Genomic DNA, 18,397 nt, shown 5'->3' on the forward strand with positions numbered 1-18,397 from the left:
GCTCTACACACCCTCCCTCTGGTGCTCCGTGGGCCGGCCCATGATCAGCGGGGCAGACATGCGCCCCGGGTCACCGCCTGCGGCGGCGTCCATGGAGTCGATCACGTCAAAGGCCCGCTCACAGTTGTTGGTGTCCCTCAGGACGAAGAACTCCTCCGCGCGGCGGCGGTACTGGGGCTCGACCTGGAAGTCGCGGGTGATCGAGGCAATGATCTCGTCCACCGCCTGGTCGACCCTGCCGCACGCCGGCCCGAAGCCGTCCCGTGCCAGGTCGAAGTAACCGCGCTTGTAGTGCTTGCTGTAGAACGCCTCGTCGTCGAAGTTCGTGTAGACGATCGGCTTGCCCATGTAAGCGACATCGAAGAACACCGACGAGTAGTCGGTGACGAGCATCGAACACTCGCGCATCGCCAGCTGCACGTCCCGGCCGGTGGACGAGACCGTGATGGACGGGTGGTCGATCCGGAAGTGCTTGAGGTACGGCCGGATCTCGTAGTGCGGCATGAACTCCAGCTCGACGCCATAGTGCTGAAGAGCCTTCAGCAGCCTTTCGTCACGCAGCAGAGCGGAGAAGAAACGGTAGTACTCGGAGGCCGCGAAGGGGATCTCAGGCTTGGCCGCCTTGTTGTACGAAGGGGCCACGATGTCGCGCCGCCAGGTGGGCATGACCAGGATCTTGCGTGGTCCGGGGACCGGCGTAAGAGCGTCGTATCGCGGCAGCCCGGTGGCCGCCACCCGGTCGTATCCGTAGCCGCAGTGCTCGGCGTAGTACGCGCGCTCGCTACGTCCGGTGGTGAGCACCATGTCCACGTTGGTGACCTGTGCGTGGATGGACTGCACCACGTCGTTGTAGACGACGCCGTGCTGCAGGAATACCCGCTTGTAACGCAGCAGATCACCGTATCCGCGCAGGAACGCCCGCTTGGACAGACCCGGGAAACCGAGGTATGCCTCCAGGTCATAGGCGTTGATGAGCCGGGTGGCATGCAGCAGATAGGCCCGGTACTTCCAGGAGAGCCGGTCGACGACCCGGCCCAGATGGTCGATCTTCTCCCGGTCCGGGGCGTCGCCGTTGATGGCGTAGTACACCCTGCGCTTGGGCTCGTTCTCCCTGATCCACTTGAACAGGTGGTACGAGTTGTCCTGCGCGGTGTCCTCACGCTCGCCGATGATCCAGATGTCCTTGCCGTGCAGCTTCGGATACATCAGCCAGTACAACAGCCGGGTACGCCAGCCCTGCCGGCCGGGCAGGGAGTTGCGCAGCTCCTCGCCCATGCGGCTCAGGGCGAAGCGAGTCTTGCGGAGCACACCGCTGACCCGGCGCAGCGTCACGGTCTCGTCGGGGGCGATGGTCAACCGTATCCGGGCGTGGCCGGAACGGTGCACGCCCTTGAACCGGTGCAGCATCTGCCGGGCCTCGACCTGGATGTCATGGCGTCGCTCGCCCTCGTGTACACGCAACCGAAGCGTCAGATCACGGTTCGAGAGACGAGCCAGGTCACCAGGACGGGACACAGCACGCCAGCCCGCGAACCAGTCCTGCTCCTTGCGAGCCCGCCAGCGGTCGCGCCGGTACACCTGTTCCACCGTGAGAGGAACTTCTTCGGTGCCATCGCTCAGCACCAGCTCCAGCCGGTTACTGAAGAGCTGGCTGATGTCGACGCCGCCGAAGACCAGCAGCCCTTCGAAGCGGACATACTCCCCCTCGACGACCAGGGTTTCGAGCACCGCCTTCTGACGGTCCACCCGCAGCAGTGTGGTCTCGACCCGATCCTGGAGCAGTCTGCGGTGCATGCCCGCGTTGTCGATCAGCAGGTCCGGCCGGTATTCGGGCTTGGCATACGGGTCGCAGAACAGCTCGTAGTCCCCGGTCCGCACGGCGTGGTGCTGCAGCCGAGCCATCGGGGTCGTCGCGTACTGGAGGATCAAATCGTCCGGGACCTGCGCGTAGATGTCGCAGAGGGCCGGAAAGATGCCGGCGATCTCGGTGCGACTCATGATCCGGTGGATATTGCGCAGATGCGGCTGCATCGAGCGGACCACGAAGCGCAGCGCGAGCCGGCCGGTGCGCACGTTCAGCCGCTCCGTCAGCCGGATGATGTGGCGGCAGAGCCGGATCAGCTCCTGGGTCTTGACCGGGTCGTTCCACGTGAGATCGAAGAGCGAGTCCCGGCGCTCCGGGTCGCGCTCGAAGAACTCGGCCGTCGGCGCGGTGGTCACACTGCGGGCGTGCAGCAGCGCGGGCACGGCGAGCCACGCTCCCTCGAAGCCTGGGCCCTGGCCGCTGCGCAGCCCGTGCCTGCGCAGCAGCGAGGTCCTGAACAGCTTGCCGCCGAGCTCACTGGAGAAGATCACGTAGGGGGCGTCGTCGAGCCGCTCCGCCCGGGGGGCGCCCTTCTCGAAGTAGCGCTTCCAGGGTTCGTCGCTGTATCTGCGCGGCCCGGGGAAATTGTCGCGGTCCCCCACAACCACGTCGGCCTTGGCCCGACGGGCGGCGGCGACCAGACGGCCCATGCAGTTCTCGCCCAGGATGTCCTGGGCGCGGGCGAACGTCACGTACGGCGCCCGGACATGGCGCAGCCCATTGTCGAAACTGGAGCGTGCGCCCAACGCTATCTGGCTGACGACCTCGACATTCGCGTGGAACGCGGCAAAGTCGGCGAGCTGGGCGGCGGTGGCATCCGTGGAACCGTCGTCCACGAAGATCACCTGGGTGGCCGCGAACTCCCGCTGTGCCAGCAGCGAACTGAGGAACTCGTACAGGTTGTACTCGTCGTTGCGGCAGTGCACCACAAGCGCGGCCGCGTACTCCTCCGCGCGTTCGAACGTGCTCTCTGCAGCCGGCTTGTCCTGCCACCACAGCCATGGGGTGCCGCGCGGGTGGTCGGTGGTCTGGCTCGCCGCCGTCTCCGGGCGCAGCGCGAGATTGCCGCTGATGGTCCGGTACATCTCGAACGTCTCGTCGCGGCCACGGTAGCGCTGCTGCTCGATGTCGAGCCCGGTCACCCCCACGGTGGTGGTGGCGCGCTCACCGCCGTGCCGAATCTGTACGAAGAGATTCCAGTTGCCGGCGGCGCCTGGGGCCCCCAATGTGGAGTCCAGATCCACGGCGGTGTGGTACCGGATGAACTCCTCGTCGACATCGATTCCCGTGACGTCGAAGGTGTAGTCCGCCTTGGTGCTGCGGCGGCGCAGCACCGCGGTCAGCTCCAGCTTGTCCTTCGGGCCCACCCGACCGAACTGGTTCCGGATATAGCCGGTCACGTGGAGGGTGCTGCCCTGGATCTCGACCAGGGTGGCCTGGTTGAACAGCCTGGAGTCGGCCAGACTGTTGCCGCTGAGGTCCAGGTCGGTGACATCGAGGAAGCGCTCGGCGTCCGGCCGGCCCAGCAGCGCAGCCGACCAGTAGACCTTCCCGTTGCGCTCCACCAGGTCGGAGCTGAGCACACTGCGGCGCTGGGTGTAGTCGGAGACGGTCAGCGCGAGGTCGACCCGGCCATGCATGAGGCTGAAGGCACGGACCCGCTCCAGCGGTCCGCACAGGTCGTAGACGTCGAGCGGCAGGGTGCGCAGATACGGTGCCACGAGGGCGGCGAACCCCTTGCGGAACGCTTCGTCGCCCGCCCGGAGCTCAGGCGTGTACAGCCGCAAATCGTGCGAGAGGAACTTCGCCGCCTTGTGCGCCAGGAGGTCCTGGGCGCCGTTGCGGACGAGGAAGGCGTCCGCGTACTGATGCACCAGTACCCGGTCGCGGATACTGCGGAGCTCGCCCCGGCGGTTGGTGATGGAGGGGGCGTCGGTCTCCCGTTCCCAGATCCACCGGTAGACCGGAGTGGCCAGCAGGGTGACGGACCGTGCGCAGTACCAGGCCACGGTCGAGAAGTAGGTGTCCTCGAAGAAGACCTCTTCGGGGAAGCGGATGCCCTGGTCGAGGAGGAAGTCGAGGCGGTAGAGCTTGGCCGCGGTGATCGGGTCCTCGAAGAGTTCGGGCATGGCCCGCAGACCGCCCGTGACGGTCCGGTCCGTGCCGTACAGCTGCGGCTGCCAGATCGTGATCTCGTCCTTGGCGAGGTTGACGCGCAGGGCGCGGCCCGCCGTGATGTCGGCGCCGGTCGCGAGTGCCGACTCGAGGAGTGACTCGCAGGCCTTGTGCGGCAGTTCGTCATCCGCGTCGAGAAACATCAGGTAGTGGCCGGTGGCCACGGCTATGCCGTTGTTCCGGGGTGCGCCGACACCACCGCTGTTGCGCCGCCGCTCGACGATGCGCACCCGGGGGTCGCGCGCGGCGTACTCCTGGGCGACCGCGAGCGTGCCGTCCGTGGAGGCGTCGTCGACGACGATCACTTCGATGTGGGGGTGGGTCTGGCGTACCGCGGACTCCAGCGCCCGGCCGAGCGTGGCACTCGCGTTGAACGCGCCGATGACTATCGAGATCCGGAACTGCCCCGGGTCCGTCGGAGTGCTCATCGCAGGTGCTCCTCGGCCCCCGGCCAGCGCCCATCAGTGTGTGCAACCGGTGCATGGAGGATCGGAGCCGCACCGGCGTAGCCCGTCTGGGCGGGAGCGCTCCCGTCGTGTCCGCCGTAAAGGAAGCCGGCGTCGTAACGGGGTTCGGGGTACGGCTGGAAGCCGGGGTCCTCGTGCGGTTCGGGGGCGGGGAAGCGCTGATCCACCGGAATGCCTCCGACGGACGTCTGGTCGAGGCCGGCGCGGCGGTGGCGACCGGCGTGCAGATGGTCCGCGACGCTTCCGCCGGCGACGACGGGCTCGGGGGCCAGTTCCTCGACCACCCGGGTGAAGTCGCGGGTGGAGAGCCAGAACTTGTACATGATCACCAGCTCGAAGAGACCGAGCAGGACCGCGGAGACAGCAGTGGTCCACAGGATCTGTCCGACCAGCGGGCCGATGATGAAGATGAACATCTGGAACTCGATGCCGCTGATGAGGTGCGGCCGCACACGGCTGCGCAGCATGGCCTGACGCAGCCGGGTGTACCAGGGGAATCGGTCGCGGAACTGGGCATGCAGATCCACGACGTTGTCGGCCTGCTGCTTGAGGATCTCCGCCTCGACGCCGGGGTTCTCCCTCAGCAGGTCCTCCATGAAGACGACCTTCGGCTCCTCGGCCGGCGTCTCGGCGGTCTGCGCGGCCTCGGCAGCGTGCCGGGCGTCCTTCAGCTTCTCGATCTTCGTACGCATCGACATGCGCATCTTGTAGATCTGCAGGGCGTCGACATACCGGAGCATGTCGAGGAAAACCACGACAAGCGCCGCGATCAGGTACCAGGCGCTATCCGTACGGAGGTACTGGCCGCCCATCAGGGCGAGCGCGCAGAAGAGCACCCGGATGCGGTCGAAGACGTAGTCGAGCCAGCCGCCGAAGACAGTGCCGTTGCCCTTCAGGCGGGCCAGCTTTCCGTCGATGCAGTCGAGGATGAAGCTGACGTGGTAGAGGCCGGCTCCGATGATCAACGACTGGGTGTCGCCGCGGAGGAAGAACCCTGCCGAGCCAAGGCCTACGAACAGGGCGCCCCAGGTCACGCCGTTGGGGGTGATGAATCCGAAGCGTGCGATCCGGATGAGCACGCGCGTGGCGACCGGATCTACCAGGAGCACGGTCCACCAGGCGTCACGCTTCTTGCACGTGAGCTTTTGGACAGCCCGCAGAGACAGCTTCCTCTTCCTCATAACCCCTCAGCCGTGGACGACGTCCAACACAGCCCCGACGGCCTGAGCAGATCTCGCGATCGTAGGGGGCGAAAAATGTCCGCAGTCTGTTCACTGGCTGCACACATCTGGCGCTGAGGCAGCTTAAATGAACCTTAAACGATGGTGCAATCGGTTCCGGAACGACAACAGAGAGCGACAGAAGCGAAACATTCGGTTAACTACCGTCAAACCGCGCTCCGTTTGCATGCGATCGCTCTTCATGGATCCTTCGCGGGCTGGGAAGGTTGTGCCAAATTTCGATCATGTGGCGATCACCACACCGCCGCAGCGTCAGGGCCGGCAACCCATCACCAGAGACGGCCCGAACCGAGCGGCCGGCTGCCCGATCCGAGCGACGACAGGCCTCCGCACGCCGCACGCCGCACGCCGCACGTCCGCACCCCGCACCCCGCACTCCCATGCAGCACGGACGGAGCCTCAAGGCTGAATGCGCGAACTGTTTGCGATTTTCGCGTCACAACGCACGACAAGTCATGACATTCACCGTCGACGCACGATCCACGCCAAGGTCACGAAGGCTTCACGATCCGTTCGAAAATATGTCTATAGTTCATCCACATCATCTACGCACCGGCGGGCCAACTCCCCCCACTCGAGCCCTCCCCATGTTCGAACCCGGCATCGAGAGAGGACCCAGAGAATGAGCCCAGCCGTCGCAACCTCCAACGTGCCACGGTCCGAGCAGCCTTCGACACGTCGCCGCAAGAAGCCCGCACGCCGTCGCCGGGTATGGCGCTGGATCGTGCTCTCCCTGGTTGTCGTCCTTGTCGCTGCCGGCGGAACCGCCTGGTGGATGTACAACCACCTCGACGGGAACATCAAGGGCGTCGACATCAACAAGGCGCTCGGGGACGACCGTCCGGAGAAGCTGCCCACCAGCGGTCAGAATCTGCTGGTGCTCGGCTCCGACTCGCGGGCCGGGGCCGAGAACAAGGAGCTGGGGGGCGGCGGCAGCGTCAGCGGCGCCCGGTCCGACACCGCGATGGTGGTGCACATACCTGAGGGCCGACAGCAGGCCGTCGCCGTGTCCATTCCGCGCGACACCCTCGTCACCCGGCCCGAGTGCACCAAGGCCGACGGCTCGACGACGCCGTCCGCGAACCGCGTGATGTTCAACTCCGTCTACTCGCAGATCGGTCCCGCCTGCGTGGTCAAGACCGTCGAGAAGATGTCCGGGGTCCGGATCGACCACTACCTGGAGATCAATTTCGCCGGGTTCAAGGACCTGGTGGACGCCATCGGCGGAGTCACGGTCGATGTCCCGCAGGACATCCGGGACACGTCGTCCGGTCTCGACCTCACAGCCGGCCCGCACAAGCTCGACGGCACCCAGTCCCTCGCGTACGTCCGTACCCGGCACGGCATCGGCGACGGCAGCGACCTGGGCCGGATCGGGCTCCAGCAGCAGTTCCTCCTCGCGCTGCTGAGCGAGGTCAAGTCGCAGGATCTGCTGGGCAGTCCGACGAACTCGTACAAGATCGCCAACTCGGCCACCAAGTCGCTGACCACCGACTCCGGGCTCGCCTCGCTCAAGTCCCTCGCGGAGTTCGCCCGGTCGATGAACGGCGTGGATCCGAGCACCATGGAAACGATCATGCTTCCGGTCGCGTACGACGAGCAGGACCCCAACCGGGTCGTGGCGGCCCAGCCGCAGGCCGGTGACCTCTGGAAGGCGATCCGCAAGGACGGCACGATCCCGGAGTCCGCGAAGAAGTCCCCCGCGACGGGCGGTTCTGCTTCCTGAGGCGTTCGCCTCCGCGCTCAGCAGGTCCCTCACCGATCCCGGGCGAATTCCTGGGATCGGTGAGGGACTCCCGGCCGTCCGACGGTGGCCATGGCCTCGGGCAGGCGCTCGTCCGGATCTCCCGAGCCGGCATTTTGCGTGGTTCGCGCGGAAATTCGACAGGCCCGGGGGTGAGCGAGCAAGTGCCCTACTGTGCGCCCCTGTTGTCGTCGGTGACGCGCACGACCCGCGCCAGTGGTTCGTTCTGAACGCGTTCGAGGGCCGACCGGCCGATATCAGGGGGACCCCGCACTCCGACCGTGCCGGGCAGCGTACGAGCCTGGCGCGCTGGCTACGACACCCGCTGGGCCCATGACCGACGTGGTGCTCCGACCGCTCGCTCGGGGCGGAGCCCCTGCAAGCTCCGGGCTCAGACCCCTACGAAGCGCCGTCCGAGCCCGTCTCCGGCGCGCTCACACCCGCTCGGCCGGATCCATCGCCAGACCCGGTTCGCGATTCTGCCGGGCCACGTAGAGCCCTCCGTCCGCCCCGATCATGGCGAGGACCACTCGCCCGTACACATCGATTGCCAACGCCGGTGTCGCAGCGGTCCGTTCGCCCGTCGGCGACCACCAGAGGCCACCGCCCTCGTTCTCCGTTCCGCAGGCTGCGAGCATGACGTGTCCGTCAAGATCCCGGTGCGCGAGGATCGTGCAGTCGTAGCCGTCCAGCATCGCGCGCAGTACGGTGATCGGTCCCTCGGCAGGAGTGCCGCCGATCGGGACGACCCAGGCGCCCAAGCGGTGTGCGACGATTCCGCCCGTCGTCGGGTCGGTCCAGTAGAAGGTGTTCCGACCCGGTGCCGTCTCCAGCGCGGCCACGCCGCCTGGAGCGATCGCGACAGGAATGCTCTGTGCCTGTTCGAAGGCACCGTCGCTCTCCGCCTGGGTCCACCTCATCGCCTGGCCGCTCCCAGGAACCAGGAGCTCGATCCGCCCCGATTCGGCGACCGACGCGGCCATGGCGTCCTGCGCCAGACTGCCCTTCAGGTCCGTCCACGCCTCCCACTTGGCACCCTTGCCCTCGCGGCGCAGCATGATGCCGCCGCCGGAGTTCCGGACGAAGACGTGTGCCGCGCCGGACCCGGCCACCGCAGGTACCGGGGCACCGATCCGCGCGGCCCTGTCGGGGTCCTTGTACGGGTTGCCCAGTGACCGCCACTGGCTGAGGGGGCGACCGGTCTGGTACTGGATGGCGTGCACGATGTCGACAGTCGGCGAGCCGTCGCCCTTCTGCCGCGACCGGCGCCCGACGAAGTGCACATAGGAGTCCGCGCCCTGAGCAATGCTGAGATGTGTCAGGTGCGGAACCGGTATGAAGTCCGGACCATGCCACCGAGGGCCGCCCGGACGCTCCTCGGTCCAGCGCAGGAGCCCGTCCCGATTGCGGGCATAGGCCGTGAGCCTGTCGTCCTTACCCCGAACGAGCCAGCGTCCGCCGACCGTGGCCTCCGCCTCTCGCTGCTCGCTGTCGACGATTCGAGGGGCTCCCTTTGCCGAAGCCCTCCCCTGGGCGGCACGTCCCGACCTGACTCGCATGTCGTGAGGTCATCCTTCCCATGATTGTCCGCTCCCGTTGTGCGGCCTGTTGCGTAGCCGACATGTGGAAGCCGGGAGAACCCATCATAGAATCACCGTTCGAACGACACGGAATCGCCACCCGTCTCCTTGAACGATCACACTTCGGTCGCGTGCGACAAGCAGGACCCCAACCGGGTGGTGGCGGCCCAGCCGCAGGCCGGTGACCTCTGGAAGGCGATCCGTAAGGACGGCACGATCCCGGAGTCGGCGAAGAAGTCCCCCGCCACCGGCGGCTGACGAGCAGTGCGGCGGCCGGTGCGTGACACCCTTTTGGGATGCTGACCGAACGGACCCTGGTGATCGTGGACGCGGCCAATGTGGTCGGGTCGGTGCCGGACGGCTGGTGGCGGGACAGGCTCGGGGCGACCGAACGGCTGCGGGATTCCCTGGTCCCGTTCGCCGCGGCCGGTCTGCCCGGACACCCCGGCCCCGTCGAGCTGGTGCTGGTCGTCGAGGGCGCCGCCCGTGGCATCGCATCGGTGCCGGGGGTACGGGTGGAGTCCGCGCCCGGCTGTGGGGACGACCGGATCGTCGACCTCGTCGCCGCCGAGGCGGCTCCGCCCACGGGCCGCGACTGTGTCGTGGTGACAGCCGACCGGGAGCTGCGGCAGCGGGTCGAGGCGTACGGGGCGCAGTGCACCGGCCCCCGTGCCGTACGGCCGCTGCCGCCGCACAGGGACTGACCTACGGCCGCCCGGCGGCGTCGTTGATACGGCTGTGCCGGCGCCCGTACGAGAAGTAGATGATCGCCCCGATGGCCATCCAGATGGCGAACCGGAGCCACGTCTCCGCCGGGAGGTTGAGCATCAGCCACACCGAGGCGGCCACGGACAGGACCGGGATCAGCGGCACCCACGGGGTGCGGAACGCGCGATGCAGATCAGGACGGGTGCGGCGCAGCACGAGAACGCCCAGGGCGACCACCACGAACGCGAAGAGCGTGCCGATGTTCACCAGCGTCGCCAGCTCGTTGATGCTGGTGAAGCCGGCCACGATCGCGATGATCACGCCGAGCAGGATGGTCGGGCGGTACGGGGTGCCGAACTTCGGATGCGTCTTGGAGAAGAACCGCGGAAGCAGCCCGTCACGGCTCATCGCGAAGAACACCCGGGTCTGGCCCAGCAGCAGGATCATGCACACCGTCGTGAGGCCGACCGCGGCTCCGAAGCTGATCACGCCCGCGTAGAAGGGATGCCCGACGGCCTTGAAGGCGTCGGCCAGCGGGGCGCTCACGGACAGTTCGGTGTAGTGCTCCATGCCGGTGACCACCAGCGACACGGCGACGTAGAGCACCGTGCAGATGAAGAGCGAGGCGAGGATGCCCCGCGGCATGTCGCGCTGCGGGAGCTTGGTCTCCTCGGCGGCGGTGGCCACGACATCGAAGCCGATGAAGGCGAAGAAGACGATGGAGGCGGCGGTGAAGATGCCCAGGACGCCGAAGTTGGTCGGTGCGTAGCCGAACATCAGCTGGATCAGCGGCGCGTTCAGCCCTGAGCTGGACGTCTGCGGCTCAGCGGGCGGGATGAAGGGTGAGTAGTTGGCAGCCTTGATGAAGAAGAGCCCCGCGATGATCACGATCAGGACGACCGCCACCTTGATGGCGACCACGACGGTCGTGACCCGGGCGGACAGCTTCATGCCGAGCACCAGGATGACGGTCAGGACGAGCACCAGGACGAAGGCCAGGACGTCGAAGCCGAATCCGGTCCCCGCATCCGGCCCGGCGATCACGTCGGGCATGTGCCAGCCCACGTTGTCCATCAGCGAGCGGACGTAGCCGGACCAGCCGACGGCCACCACCGCCGTGCCCAGGGCGAATTCCAGCACGAGGTCCCAGCCGATGATCCAGGCGATCAGTTCACCCAGCGAGGCGTACGCGAAGGTGTACGCGGACCCCGCGACCGGGACGGTGGAGGCGAACTCGGCGTAACAGAGTGCGGCGAGGGCGCAGACGATGGCGGCGGCCACGAAGGCGAGTGCGGTGGCGGGCCCCGCCGATTCCTTCGCCACTTTGCCGGTGAGGACGAAGATGCCGGTGCCGATGATGACGCCCACTCCGAAGACCGTGAGGTCCAGGGCGGAGAGGGACTTCTTGAGAGCGTGCTCCGGCTCCTCGGTGTCACGGATGGACTGTTCCACCGTCTTGGTCCGGAACAGCCCGCCATTGGTGGGTGGTGTGTCCTGCTGCGCAGTCACCGGCGTACCTCCACGCACTCGTCGTGAACGCCATGATTGGGACATCACCGGCGGAGCGGCGCTCCACGTCGAGCGATTTCACGCGAATGGGCCGGTCGGACCACTCGTACAGGGTGGTCCGACCGGCCCATCGGCCGTACAGCTCGTCGCTCGTTCGGCCCCGTGCGGACACGGGGCCGTGTCGCTCGGGTCAGTCCCGGGCGGGCTCGATCACGGACGGCGTGCCGGCGTCGCTGTCGTAGCGGCCGTCCAGCTTGGCGACGAGACCGGTGACCTGCCGGGCGATGTCCGGCGCGGTCAGGCCGATCTCCGCCATGACCTCCTTGCGGGAGGCGTGGTCGAGGAAGCGCGGCGGGATACCGAAGTCGCGCAGCGGTACGTCGACTCCTTCGTCGCGCAGCGCCTGGGCGACGGCGGAGCCGACACCGCCGGCCCGGCTGTTGTCCTCGACGGTGACGACGACACGGTGCTGTTCGGCGAGCGGGGCCATGGCCTCGTCGACCGGCTTGACCCAGCGCGGGTCCACGACCGTCGTCGTGATGCCCTGGGCGTCCAGCAGATCGGCGATCTCCAGGCACATCGGGGCGAGCGCGCCGACGGAGACCAGGAGGACGTCGGGGCGGGCGGTGTCGGCCCTGCGGAGCACGTCCATGCCACCGACCCTGCCGACGGCCTTGACGGACGGGCCGACCGCACCCTTGGAGAAGCGGACCACGGTCGGGGCGTCGTCGACCTCGACGGCCTCGCGCAGTTGGGCGCGGACCTGGTCGGCGTCGCGCGGCGCGGCGATCCGCAGCTCCGGCACGCACTGCAGGATCGACATGTCCCACATGCCGTTGTGCGAGGCGCCGTCGGTGCCGGTGATCCCCGCCCGGTCCAGGACGAACGTGACACCGCACTTGTGCAGGGCGACATCCATCAGGACCTGGTCGAAGGCCCGGTTGAGGAACGTGGCGTACACCGCGAAGACGGGGTGCAGTCCGCCGGTGGCGAGGCCCGCCGCGGAGACCGCGCCGTGCTGCTCGGCGATACCGACGTCGTAGATCCGGTCCGGGAATTCCTTCTCGAACTGGGTCAGGCCGACCGGCTGGAGCATGGCCGCGGTGATCGCGACGATGTCCTTGCGCTCCTTGCCGAGCTTGACCATCTCCTCGCCGAAGACCGAGGTCCAGTCGAGGCCGGAGGTGGCGACGGGGAGGCCGGTGTCGGGGTGGATCTTGCCGACGGCATGGAAGCGGTCGGCCTCGTCGAGGAGCGCGGGGGTGTAGCCGCGGCCCTTCTCGGTGAGGCAGTGCACGATGACCGGCCCGCCGAAGCGCTTGGCCCGCTGCAGCGCGGACTCCAGAGCCTCGATGTCGTGGCCGTCGATCGGGCCGACGTACTTCAGGCCGAGGTCCTCGAACATGCCCTGCGGGGCGATGAAGTCCTTCAGCCCCTTCTTGGCGCCGTGCAGCGTCTCGTAGAGCGGCCTCCCGACGACGGGGGTGCGCTCCAGGATGTCCTTGCCGCGGGCCAGGAAGCGCTCGTAGCCGTCGGTGGTGCGCAGGGTCGCGAGGTGGTTGGCGAGGCCGCCGATGGTCGGTGCGTAGGAGCGCTCGTTGTCGTTGACGACGATGACGAGCGGGCGGTCCTTGGCGGCGGCGATGTTGTTCAGCGCCTCCCAGGCCATACCGCCGGTGAGAGCGCCGTCACCGATGACCGCGACGACATGGTCGTCCTTCTTCAGCACCTCGTTGGCCTTGGCGAGGCCGTCGGCCCAGCCGAGGACGGTGGAGGCGTGCGAGTTCTCGATGATGTCGTGGTCGGACTCGGCGCGCGAGGGGTAGCCGGACAGGCCGCCCTTGCTCTTGAGCTTCGAGAAGTCCTGGCGACCGGTGAGGAGCTTGTGCACGTAGCTCTGGTGGCCGGTGTCGAAGAGCACCTTGTCCTTCGGCGAATCGAAGACTCGGTGCAGGGCGATGGTCAGCTCGACCACACCCAGGTTGGGGCCGAGGTGGCCGCCGGTCTTGGAGACTGCGTCGACGAGAAAGGTCCGGATCTCCTCGGCGAGCTGTTCCAGCTGCTCAGGGCTGAGCCGGTCCAGGTCGCGCGGTCCCCCGATGCGGGTCAGCAGGGCCACCCGTGCCTCCTTGCGTTTGAGCTGGTCGAGCATGCCGATCCGCTGAGTCTAATGTTCCGTCCGGGGCCTGGGTCATCGGGCGGTGCTTTCCGGTGCGGATCGGTGCGTGCGTACATGCGAACACGCAGGTGCCCGGCACCACGAAGGGTGCCGGGCACAGGCGCGGGATCCGCGGTCAGGCGCGGCCCGCGGTCTTCTGGGTCTTGCGCGAGACCGAGTCGATGATCACGGCGATGAGGAGTACGCCACCGGTGATCATGTACTGGATCGCGTTCGACGACAGGTTCATCTGGTTGAGGCCCTGGACGATCGACTGGATGACCAGGATGCCCAGCAGTGCGGACCAGACCTTGCCGCGTCCGCCGAACAGGGACGTACCGCCGATGACGGCTGCGGCGATGCACATCATGAGCTGGTTGCCGCCACCGAGCGAACGGTCGGCGCCGCCGGTCGCGGAGGCCAGGAAGAGACCGCCGACCGCACCGAGCGTGCCGGAGATCATGAACACCGAGATGCGGATCCAGGACACGTTGATACCGGCACGACGCGCTGCCTCGATGCCACCGCCGACCGCGAAGATCTGACGGCCGTAGGTGGTGCGGCGCAGAACGAAGTCGGTGATGACCAGGATCGCGAGGAAGATCACCAGGGAGAGCGGGAGGCCCTGCTCCTGGTTGAACGCGTACGCGGCGAGGAGGCACAGGACGGCGATCAGCGCGGTGCGCAGGATGATCTCGCTCTGCGGGCGGTGCGGCAGCTCTGCGGCCTTGCGGCGCCTCGAGTCGCGCAGCTGCGCGAGGTAGAAGGCGACGATCACGACCACGGCGAGACCGTAGGCGGCGGCGACGTCGGAGAAGTAGTAGCTGGTCAGGTCGCGGACGAAGCTGCCGAGCGGGGTGGTGATGGTGGACTTGTCGCCCATCACCCAGGTCTGCAGACCGGCCCAGCCCAGGAAGCCTGCCAGCGTCACGACGAACGCGGGCACGCCGATCTTGGCGAAGACGATGCCGTGGAAGGCGCCGATGACCGTGCCGGTCAGGATGCCGACCACGATGGCGAGGGAGTCGGGCATGTCCGTGCCGAGCACGGCCCACATCGAACCCGCGAGACCCGCGACGGAACCGACCGCGAGGTCGATCTCGCCGAGCAGCAGTACGAAGACGATGCCCACGGCCATGATGCCGGGGCCCGCGGCGTACAGCGTGATCTGGTCGAGGTTGTACGAGGTGAGGAAGTTGCCGGTCTCGAGCTGGAAGACGATCCCGATGACGATCAGGCCCACCACGACAGGCAGCGAGCCGATCTCGCCCGAGCGCACCTTGCGCTTGAACTCGGTCCAGTAGCCCTTGAAGCCCTGCTCACGGATGAGCAGGCGGGGGTCGACGACCTTGACTGCGCCGGCCGCTGCTGGGGGAGCCTCGGTGGCCTTTGCCTGGGCCGGGACCTCGGCCGAAGTCTTGCTGATCTTGCTCACTTGGATGCCTCCGCGCTGCGGGACGAGCGACGGGTCACGGCGTTGTCCGTGGCGCCCGTGATCGCGGCGATGATTTCTTCGTGGCTGGTCGTCGCCACAGGGAAGATGCCGTTGTTGTGGCCGAGTCGCAGCACGGCGACCTTGTCGGCGACAGCCTTCACATCGGCCATGTTGTGGCTGATGAGGATGACGCCGAGGTTCTGCTCGCGCAGCCGCTCCACCAGGTCGAGGACCTGTGCGGTCTGCTCGACGCCGAGGGCCGCGGTGGGCTCGTCCAGGATCACGATCTTGGGGTTGCCGACCAGGGCACGGGCGATGGCCACGACCTGGCGCTGGCCGCCGGAGAGCGCGGCAACCGGGATACGGACGCTGGGGATACGGATGGAGAGCGTGGACAGGAGGTCCTGTGCCCGCTTCTCCATGGCGACCTCGTCGAGGACGCCACCCGTCTTGATCTCGCGACCGAGGAAGAGGTTGGCGACGACATCCAGGTTGTCGCAGAGCGCAAGGTCCTGGTACACGGTGGCGACGCCGAGGTTCTGGGCGTCGTGCGGACGGTTGATGTCCACCTTCGCGCCCTCCCACTCGATGACGCCCTCATCGATGGGGTGCACGCCGGCGATCGTCTTGACCAGTGTGGACTTTCCTGCACCGTTGTCGCCGACCAGGGCGACCACTTCTCCGGCGTGGACTTCGAGATCGACACCGGAGAGGACCTGGACCGCTCCGAATCGCTTGAAGACTCCACGCAACGCCAGCACGGGCGTCTGTGACACGTGAACCATCTCCTTCGCCGCCTGACCGGCGGGGATGTGCCGCCTGACCGGCGGAGACGCCGCGCCACGAGGGGCAGCGTCGATGTACTGGAAGTACTTGGGGGAAGAATGTCCGGCACCCGGCCGACAGCGGGGTGTGGGCCGGCCGGGGCCGGACAGTCATGGGGTGGGCGGACTCCGCCGTGCGGCGGGGATCAAACCCGGACGCGCCAGGGCCTGCTGGCCCTGGCGCCAGGAGGGACTACTTGATGCCCAGTGCGGTGCACTTGGCGGCGATGTCCTTGACGCAGATCGCGGAGGCCTGGTAGATGCCGTCCTTGACCACGGTGGACTCGATGTTGTCCTTGTTCACCACGGTCGGCTCGAGCAGCGTGGAGGGAACGCCGTCCGTCTTGCCCGAGGCGCCGATGTCCTTGCCCTGGAGCAGGTTGACAGCGAACTGGGCGGCCGTCGGGGCGAGCTGCTTCGGCGACTTGTAGATCGTGAAGGTCTGCGTACCGGCGATGATCCGCTGGATACCGGGGAGCTCGGCGTCCTGGCCACCCACCGGGATGTCCTTGATGCCGGCGTTGCTCAGGGACGTGATGATGCCGCCCGCCATGCCGTCGTTGGCGGAGTAGACCGCGTTGATCTTGCCCTTGCCGACCGAGGAGATCGCGGCGGTCATCTTCTCGCCGGCGATCTTCGGGTCCCACTCGCCGGACGCCTCGTAGGCAATCTTGATCTTGCCGTCGAGGGCCTCGTGAGCACCCTTCTTGAACAGGCCGGCGTTCGGGTCCTTCTCATCACCGTTGATCATGACGAGGTTGGAGCCGGCCGCCTTGGAGCCGAGGGCGTCGAGGACGGCCTGGCCCTGGAGCTTGCCGATCTTCTCGTTGTCGTGGCTGACGTAGGCGTCGGCACCGACGATGGCGCGGTCGTACGCGACGACCTTGACGCCCTTCTTGTGTGCGTCGGCAACCCACGCGGCGGACTTCTCGGCGTCGACCGAGGAGATCGCGATGACCTTGATGCCGTCGGCTATCTGCTGCTCGAACTGCTGCTTCTGCTGGCCGACATCACCGCCCGCGTTGTTGTAGACAACCTCGCAGTCCGCGCAGTCCTTCTTGACCGCTTCGATGAACAGCGGCTTGTCCAGCGTCTCGTAGCGAGCGGTCTTGTTCTCCGGGAGCAGCAGACCGATCTTGGTCTTGCTGCCCGAGTCCGCCGAGCCCTTCTTGTCGTCGCCCGCCTTGCCACAGGCTGCGAGGGAGACGGCCATCGAAACTGCGGCCGTGCCTATGACGATGCGTCGCGTCATTGCGTTCATTGCGGGTGTGCCTCCCTGACGAGGCCGCAGCGTTGCGGCCGAGGTGGCTGGAAGTCAACTCGGCCGCGAAGCAGACGTCAAGGAGTAAATCCTTAACGAGATGACAACGGTGCCATTCGTTATCTAAGTGAAGGCAGGGGTGGCCGTCGGGAGAGTGCTCTCCAAAAGGGTCGAATCGCCCATCTCGCTCAGTACGAGAGCCAGCGCACCCAGCACCTCCGCCCGGGCTCCCAGCGCTCCGGGAAGGACCGAGAGCTGCCTTCCGGCACTGGGAATGGCGTAGCGCGACACCGAGTCGCGGATCGGTGCGAGCACCAGCTCGCCGGCCTCGGCGAGGGACCCGCCGAGGACCACTCGGCTCGGGTTGAGCAGGTTGCACAGGTTGGCGACACCGCTGCCGATGTGCCGTCCGACGTCCCCGATCACCCGGCGGCAGCCCGGATCGCCCTCCCGGGCCAGCTGCACCACCCGTTCCATCGTGAGATCAGGCCCGTGGCTGGGCCTGAGCAGGGGCAGGACGTACCGCGCGGCCGTGAAGGTCTCCAGGCAGCCCCGGTTGCCGCAGCGGCACACCGGGCCCGATTCGTCGAGCGTGATGTGCCCGATCTCGCCTGCCGTGCCGCCCGGCCCCCGGTAGATGTGCCCGTCGATCACCAGACCGGCGCCGACACCGCTCGCGACCTTGATGTACGCCAGATCCTTGACGCCCCGTCCGCTCCCCCAGACGAGCTCGCCCAGCGCCCCCAGATTGGCGTCGTTGTCGACGTAGACCGGCACGCCGAGCCGCGCGGCGAGCTCCTCGCTCGGGTTGATGCCCGTCCAGCCCGGCAGGATCGACGTGGAGCCCAGCGTGCCGGACTCCACATCGATCGGGCCGGGAACGCCGAGGCCCACGCCGATCACCTTGCCCGGACTGATCCCGGTCGTCTCGATCAGCCGCTTGACCAGCTGTTCCGCCCGTCCGAAGCCCTGCGCCGACGAGGCGTCGACATCCAGCGGCTCGGACTCCTCGGCAAGCACCTGGTGGGCGAGGTTGCCGACCGCCACCCGCAGATGCGTATGGCCGAAATCGACCCCGATCACGATGCCCGCGTCACCGCTGAGCGAGACGCTGCGGGCCCGCCGGCCGCCCGCCGAGGTGGGGGTCACCTCTACGGTGCCGCCGTCCTTCAGTTCGCGAACGATATTGGAGACCGTGGCCGCGGAGAGGCCCGTCCCTCTGGCGATCTCCGCCTGGGTGAGCGAACCCGCCATACGCACGGCACGCACGACCCGCTCAAGGTTGGCGCGATGCAGAGATGTCTGCGACCCCGGAGTCTCCATCGACTCTCTCACTCCTGCCATTCTCTCCAACATGTGAACTCTAAGCTGAACGTTTTGGGGCACTCCCCGTCAAGACCTTGAGCAGTGGGAGCCTCGGATGAGCGGGCC

At 67.4% G+C, this 18,397-nt stretch carries 11 protein-coding genes and 1 pseudogene; 3 read left to right on the top strand and 9 right to left on the bottom strand.

Annotated elements, in window-relative coordinates; genetic code table 11:
- Nucleotides 1-3: 3 nt before the first annotated feature.
- Both OG963_RS12520 and OG963_RS12525 read right to left on the bottom strand, forming a co-directional pair.
- Nucleotides 4-4,467: a glycosyltransferase gene (locus OG963_RS12520; protein ID WP_093775568.1), complete on the bottom strand. Its 4,464-nt coding sequence runs from the start codon at nt 4,465-4,467 to the stop codon at nt 4-6.
- Nucleotides 4,464-5,687, bottom strand: coding sequence for a CDP-alcohol phosphatidyltransferase family protein (locus tag OG963_RS12525; RefSeq protein ID WP_093775566.1), 1,224 nt, complete (start codon nt 5,685-5,687; stop codon nt 4,464-4,466). The genes OG963_RS12520 and OG963_RS12525 overlap by 4 nt, the downstream gene beginning before the upstream one ends.
- A gap of 682 nt (nt 5,688-6,369) precedes the next feature.
- Here OG963_RS12525 and OG963_RS12530 point away from each other — a divergent pair.
- Nucleotides 6,370-7,473, top strand: a complete 1,104-nt coding sequence (locus OG963_RS12530; protein ID WP_371798902.1) for an LCP family protein — start codon at nt 6,370-6,372, stop codon at nt 7,471-7,473.
- A 452-nt stretch (nt 7,474-7,925) separates the two neighbouring features.
- Here OG963_RS12530 and OG963_RS12535 read toward each other — a convergent pair whose 3' ends face one another.
- Nucleotides 7,926-9,050 (bottom strand): hypothetical protein, encoded by a 1,125-nt coding sequence (locus tag OG963_RS12535; RefSeq protein ID WP_093930094.1) that lies wholly within the window; start codon nt 9,048-9,050, stop codon nt 7,926-7,928.
- Nucleotides 9,051-9,197: 147 nt separating this feature from the next.
- On the opposite strand from OG963_RS12535, the pseudogene OG963_RS12540 reads away from it, so the two are divergent.
- Nucleotides 9,198-9,329 (top strand): annotated as a pseudogene (locus OG963_RS12540) (LytR family transcriptional regulator); the annotation flags it as partial.
- A 38-nt stretch (nt 9,330-9,367) separates the two neighbouring features.
- Nucleotides 9,368-9,775 (top strand): NTP pyrophosphohydrolase, encoded by a 408-nt coding sequence (locus OG963_RS12545; protein WP_093775560.1) that lies wholly within the window; start codon nt 9,368-9,370, stop codon nt 9,773-9,775.
- Between the two features lies 1 nt (nt 9,776).
- Here the strand turns inward: OG963_RS12545 and OG963_RS12550 are convergent, their stop codons facing one another.
- The 6 genes from OG963_RS12550 to OG963_RS12575 form a co-directional block, all read right to left on the bottom strand.
- The gene (locus tag OG963_RS12550) at nt 9,777-11,288 is read right to left on the bottom strand and encodes an amino acid permease (RefSeq protein ID WP_093775558.1); all 1,512 of its coding nucleotides are present in this window, start codon (nt 11,286-11,288) and stop codon (nt 9,777-9,779) included.
- 190 nt (nt 11,289-11,478) lie between these two features.
- The gene (gene dxs, locus OG963_RS12555; RefSeq protein WP_371800287.1) at nt 11,479-13,407 is read right to left on the bottom strand and encodes a 1-deoxy-D-xylulose-5-phosphate synthase; all 1,929 of its coding nucleotides are present in this window, start codon (nt 13,405-13,407) and stop codon (nt 11,479-11,481) included.
- A 175-nt stretch (nt 13,408-13,582) separates the two neighbouring features.
- The gene (locus OG963_RS12560) at nt 13,583-14,881 is read right to left on the bottom strand and encodes a sugar ABC transporter permease (RefSeq protein WP_030917790.1); all 1,299 of its coding nucleotides are present in this window, start codon (nt 14,879-14,881) and stop codon (nt 13,583-13,585) included.
- On the bottom strand, nt 14,878-15,666 hold the full coding sequence (locus tag OG963_RS12565) for an ATP-binding cassette domain-containing protein (protein ID WP_362269531.1): 789 nt from the start codon (nt 15,664-15,666) through the stop codon (nt 14,878-14,880). The genes OG963_RS12560 and OG963_RS12565 overlap by 4 nt, the downstream gene beginning before the upstream one ends.
- A 232-nt stretch (nt 15,667-15,898) precedes the next feature.
- Nucleotides 15,899-16,966 carry a sugar ABC transporter substrate-binding protein gene (locus OG963_RS12570; RefSeq protein ID WP_030917795.1) on the bottom strand — a complete coding sequence of 356 codons (1,068 nt, stop codon included), beginning with the start codon at nt 16,964-16,966 and terminating at the stop codon, nt 15,899-15,901.
- A 123-nt stretch (nt 16,967-17,089) separates the two neighbouring features.
- Nucleotides 17,090-18,289, bottom strand: a complete 1,200-nt coding sequence (locus tag OG963_RS12575; protein WP_093775549.1) for an ROK family transcriptional regulator — start codon at nt 18,287-18,289, stop codon at nt 17,090-17,092.
- Nucleotides 18,290-18,397: the final 108 nt, after the last annotated feature.

Origin of the sequence: Streptomyces sp. NBC_01707 (assembly GCF_041438805.1) — a bacterium.
Lineage (GTDB): Bacteria > Actinomycetota > Actinomycetes > Streptomycetales > Streptomycetaceae > Streptomyces.

Coding starts and splice junctions, on each gene's coding strand:
- OG963_RS12520 (WP_093775568.1), bottom strand. CDS start 4,467: ATGAGCACTCCGACGGACCCGGGGCAGTTCCGGATCTCGATAGTCATC.
- OG963_RS12535 (WP_093930094.1), bottom strand. CDS start 9,050: ATGCGAGTCAGGTCGGGACGTGCCGCCCAGGGGAGGGCTTCGGCAAAG.
- OG963_RS12565 (WP_362269531.1), bottom strand. CDS start 15,666: ATGGTTCACGTGTCACAGACGCCCGTGCTGGCGTTGCGTGGAGTCTTC.
- OG963_RS12575 (WP_093775549.1), bottom strand. CDS start 18,289: ATGGAGACTCCGGGGTCGCAGACATCTCTGCATCGCGCCAACCTTGAG.
- OG963_RS12545 (WP_093775560.1), top strand. CDS start 9,368: ATGCTGACCGAACGGACCCTGGTGATCGTGGACGCGGCCAATGTGGTC.
- OG963_RS12570 (WP_030917795.1), bottom strand. CDS start 16,966: ATGAACGCAATGACGCGACGCATCGTCATAGGCACGGCCGCAGTTTCG.
- OG963_RS12525 (WP_093775566.1), bottom strand. CDS start 5,687: ATGAGGAAGAGGAAGCTGTCTCTGCGGGCTGTCCAAAAGCTCACGTGC.
- OG963_RS12530 (WP_371798902.1), top strand. CDS start 6,370: ATGAGCCCAGCCGTCGCAACCTCCAACGTGCCACGGTCCGAGCAGCCT.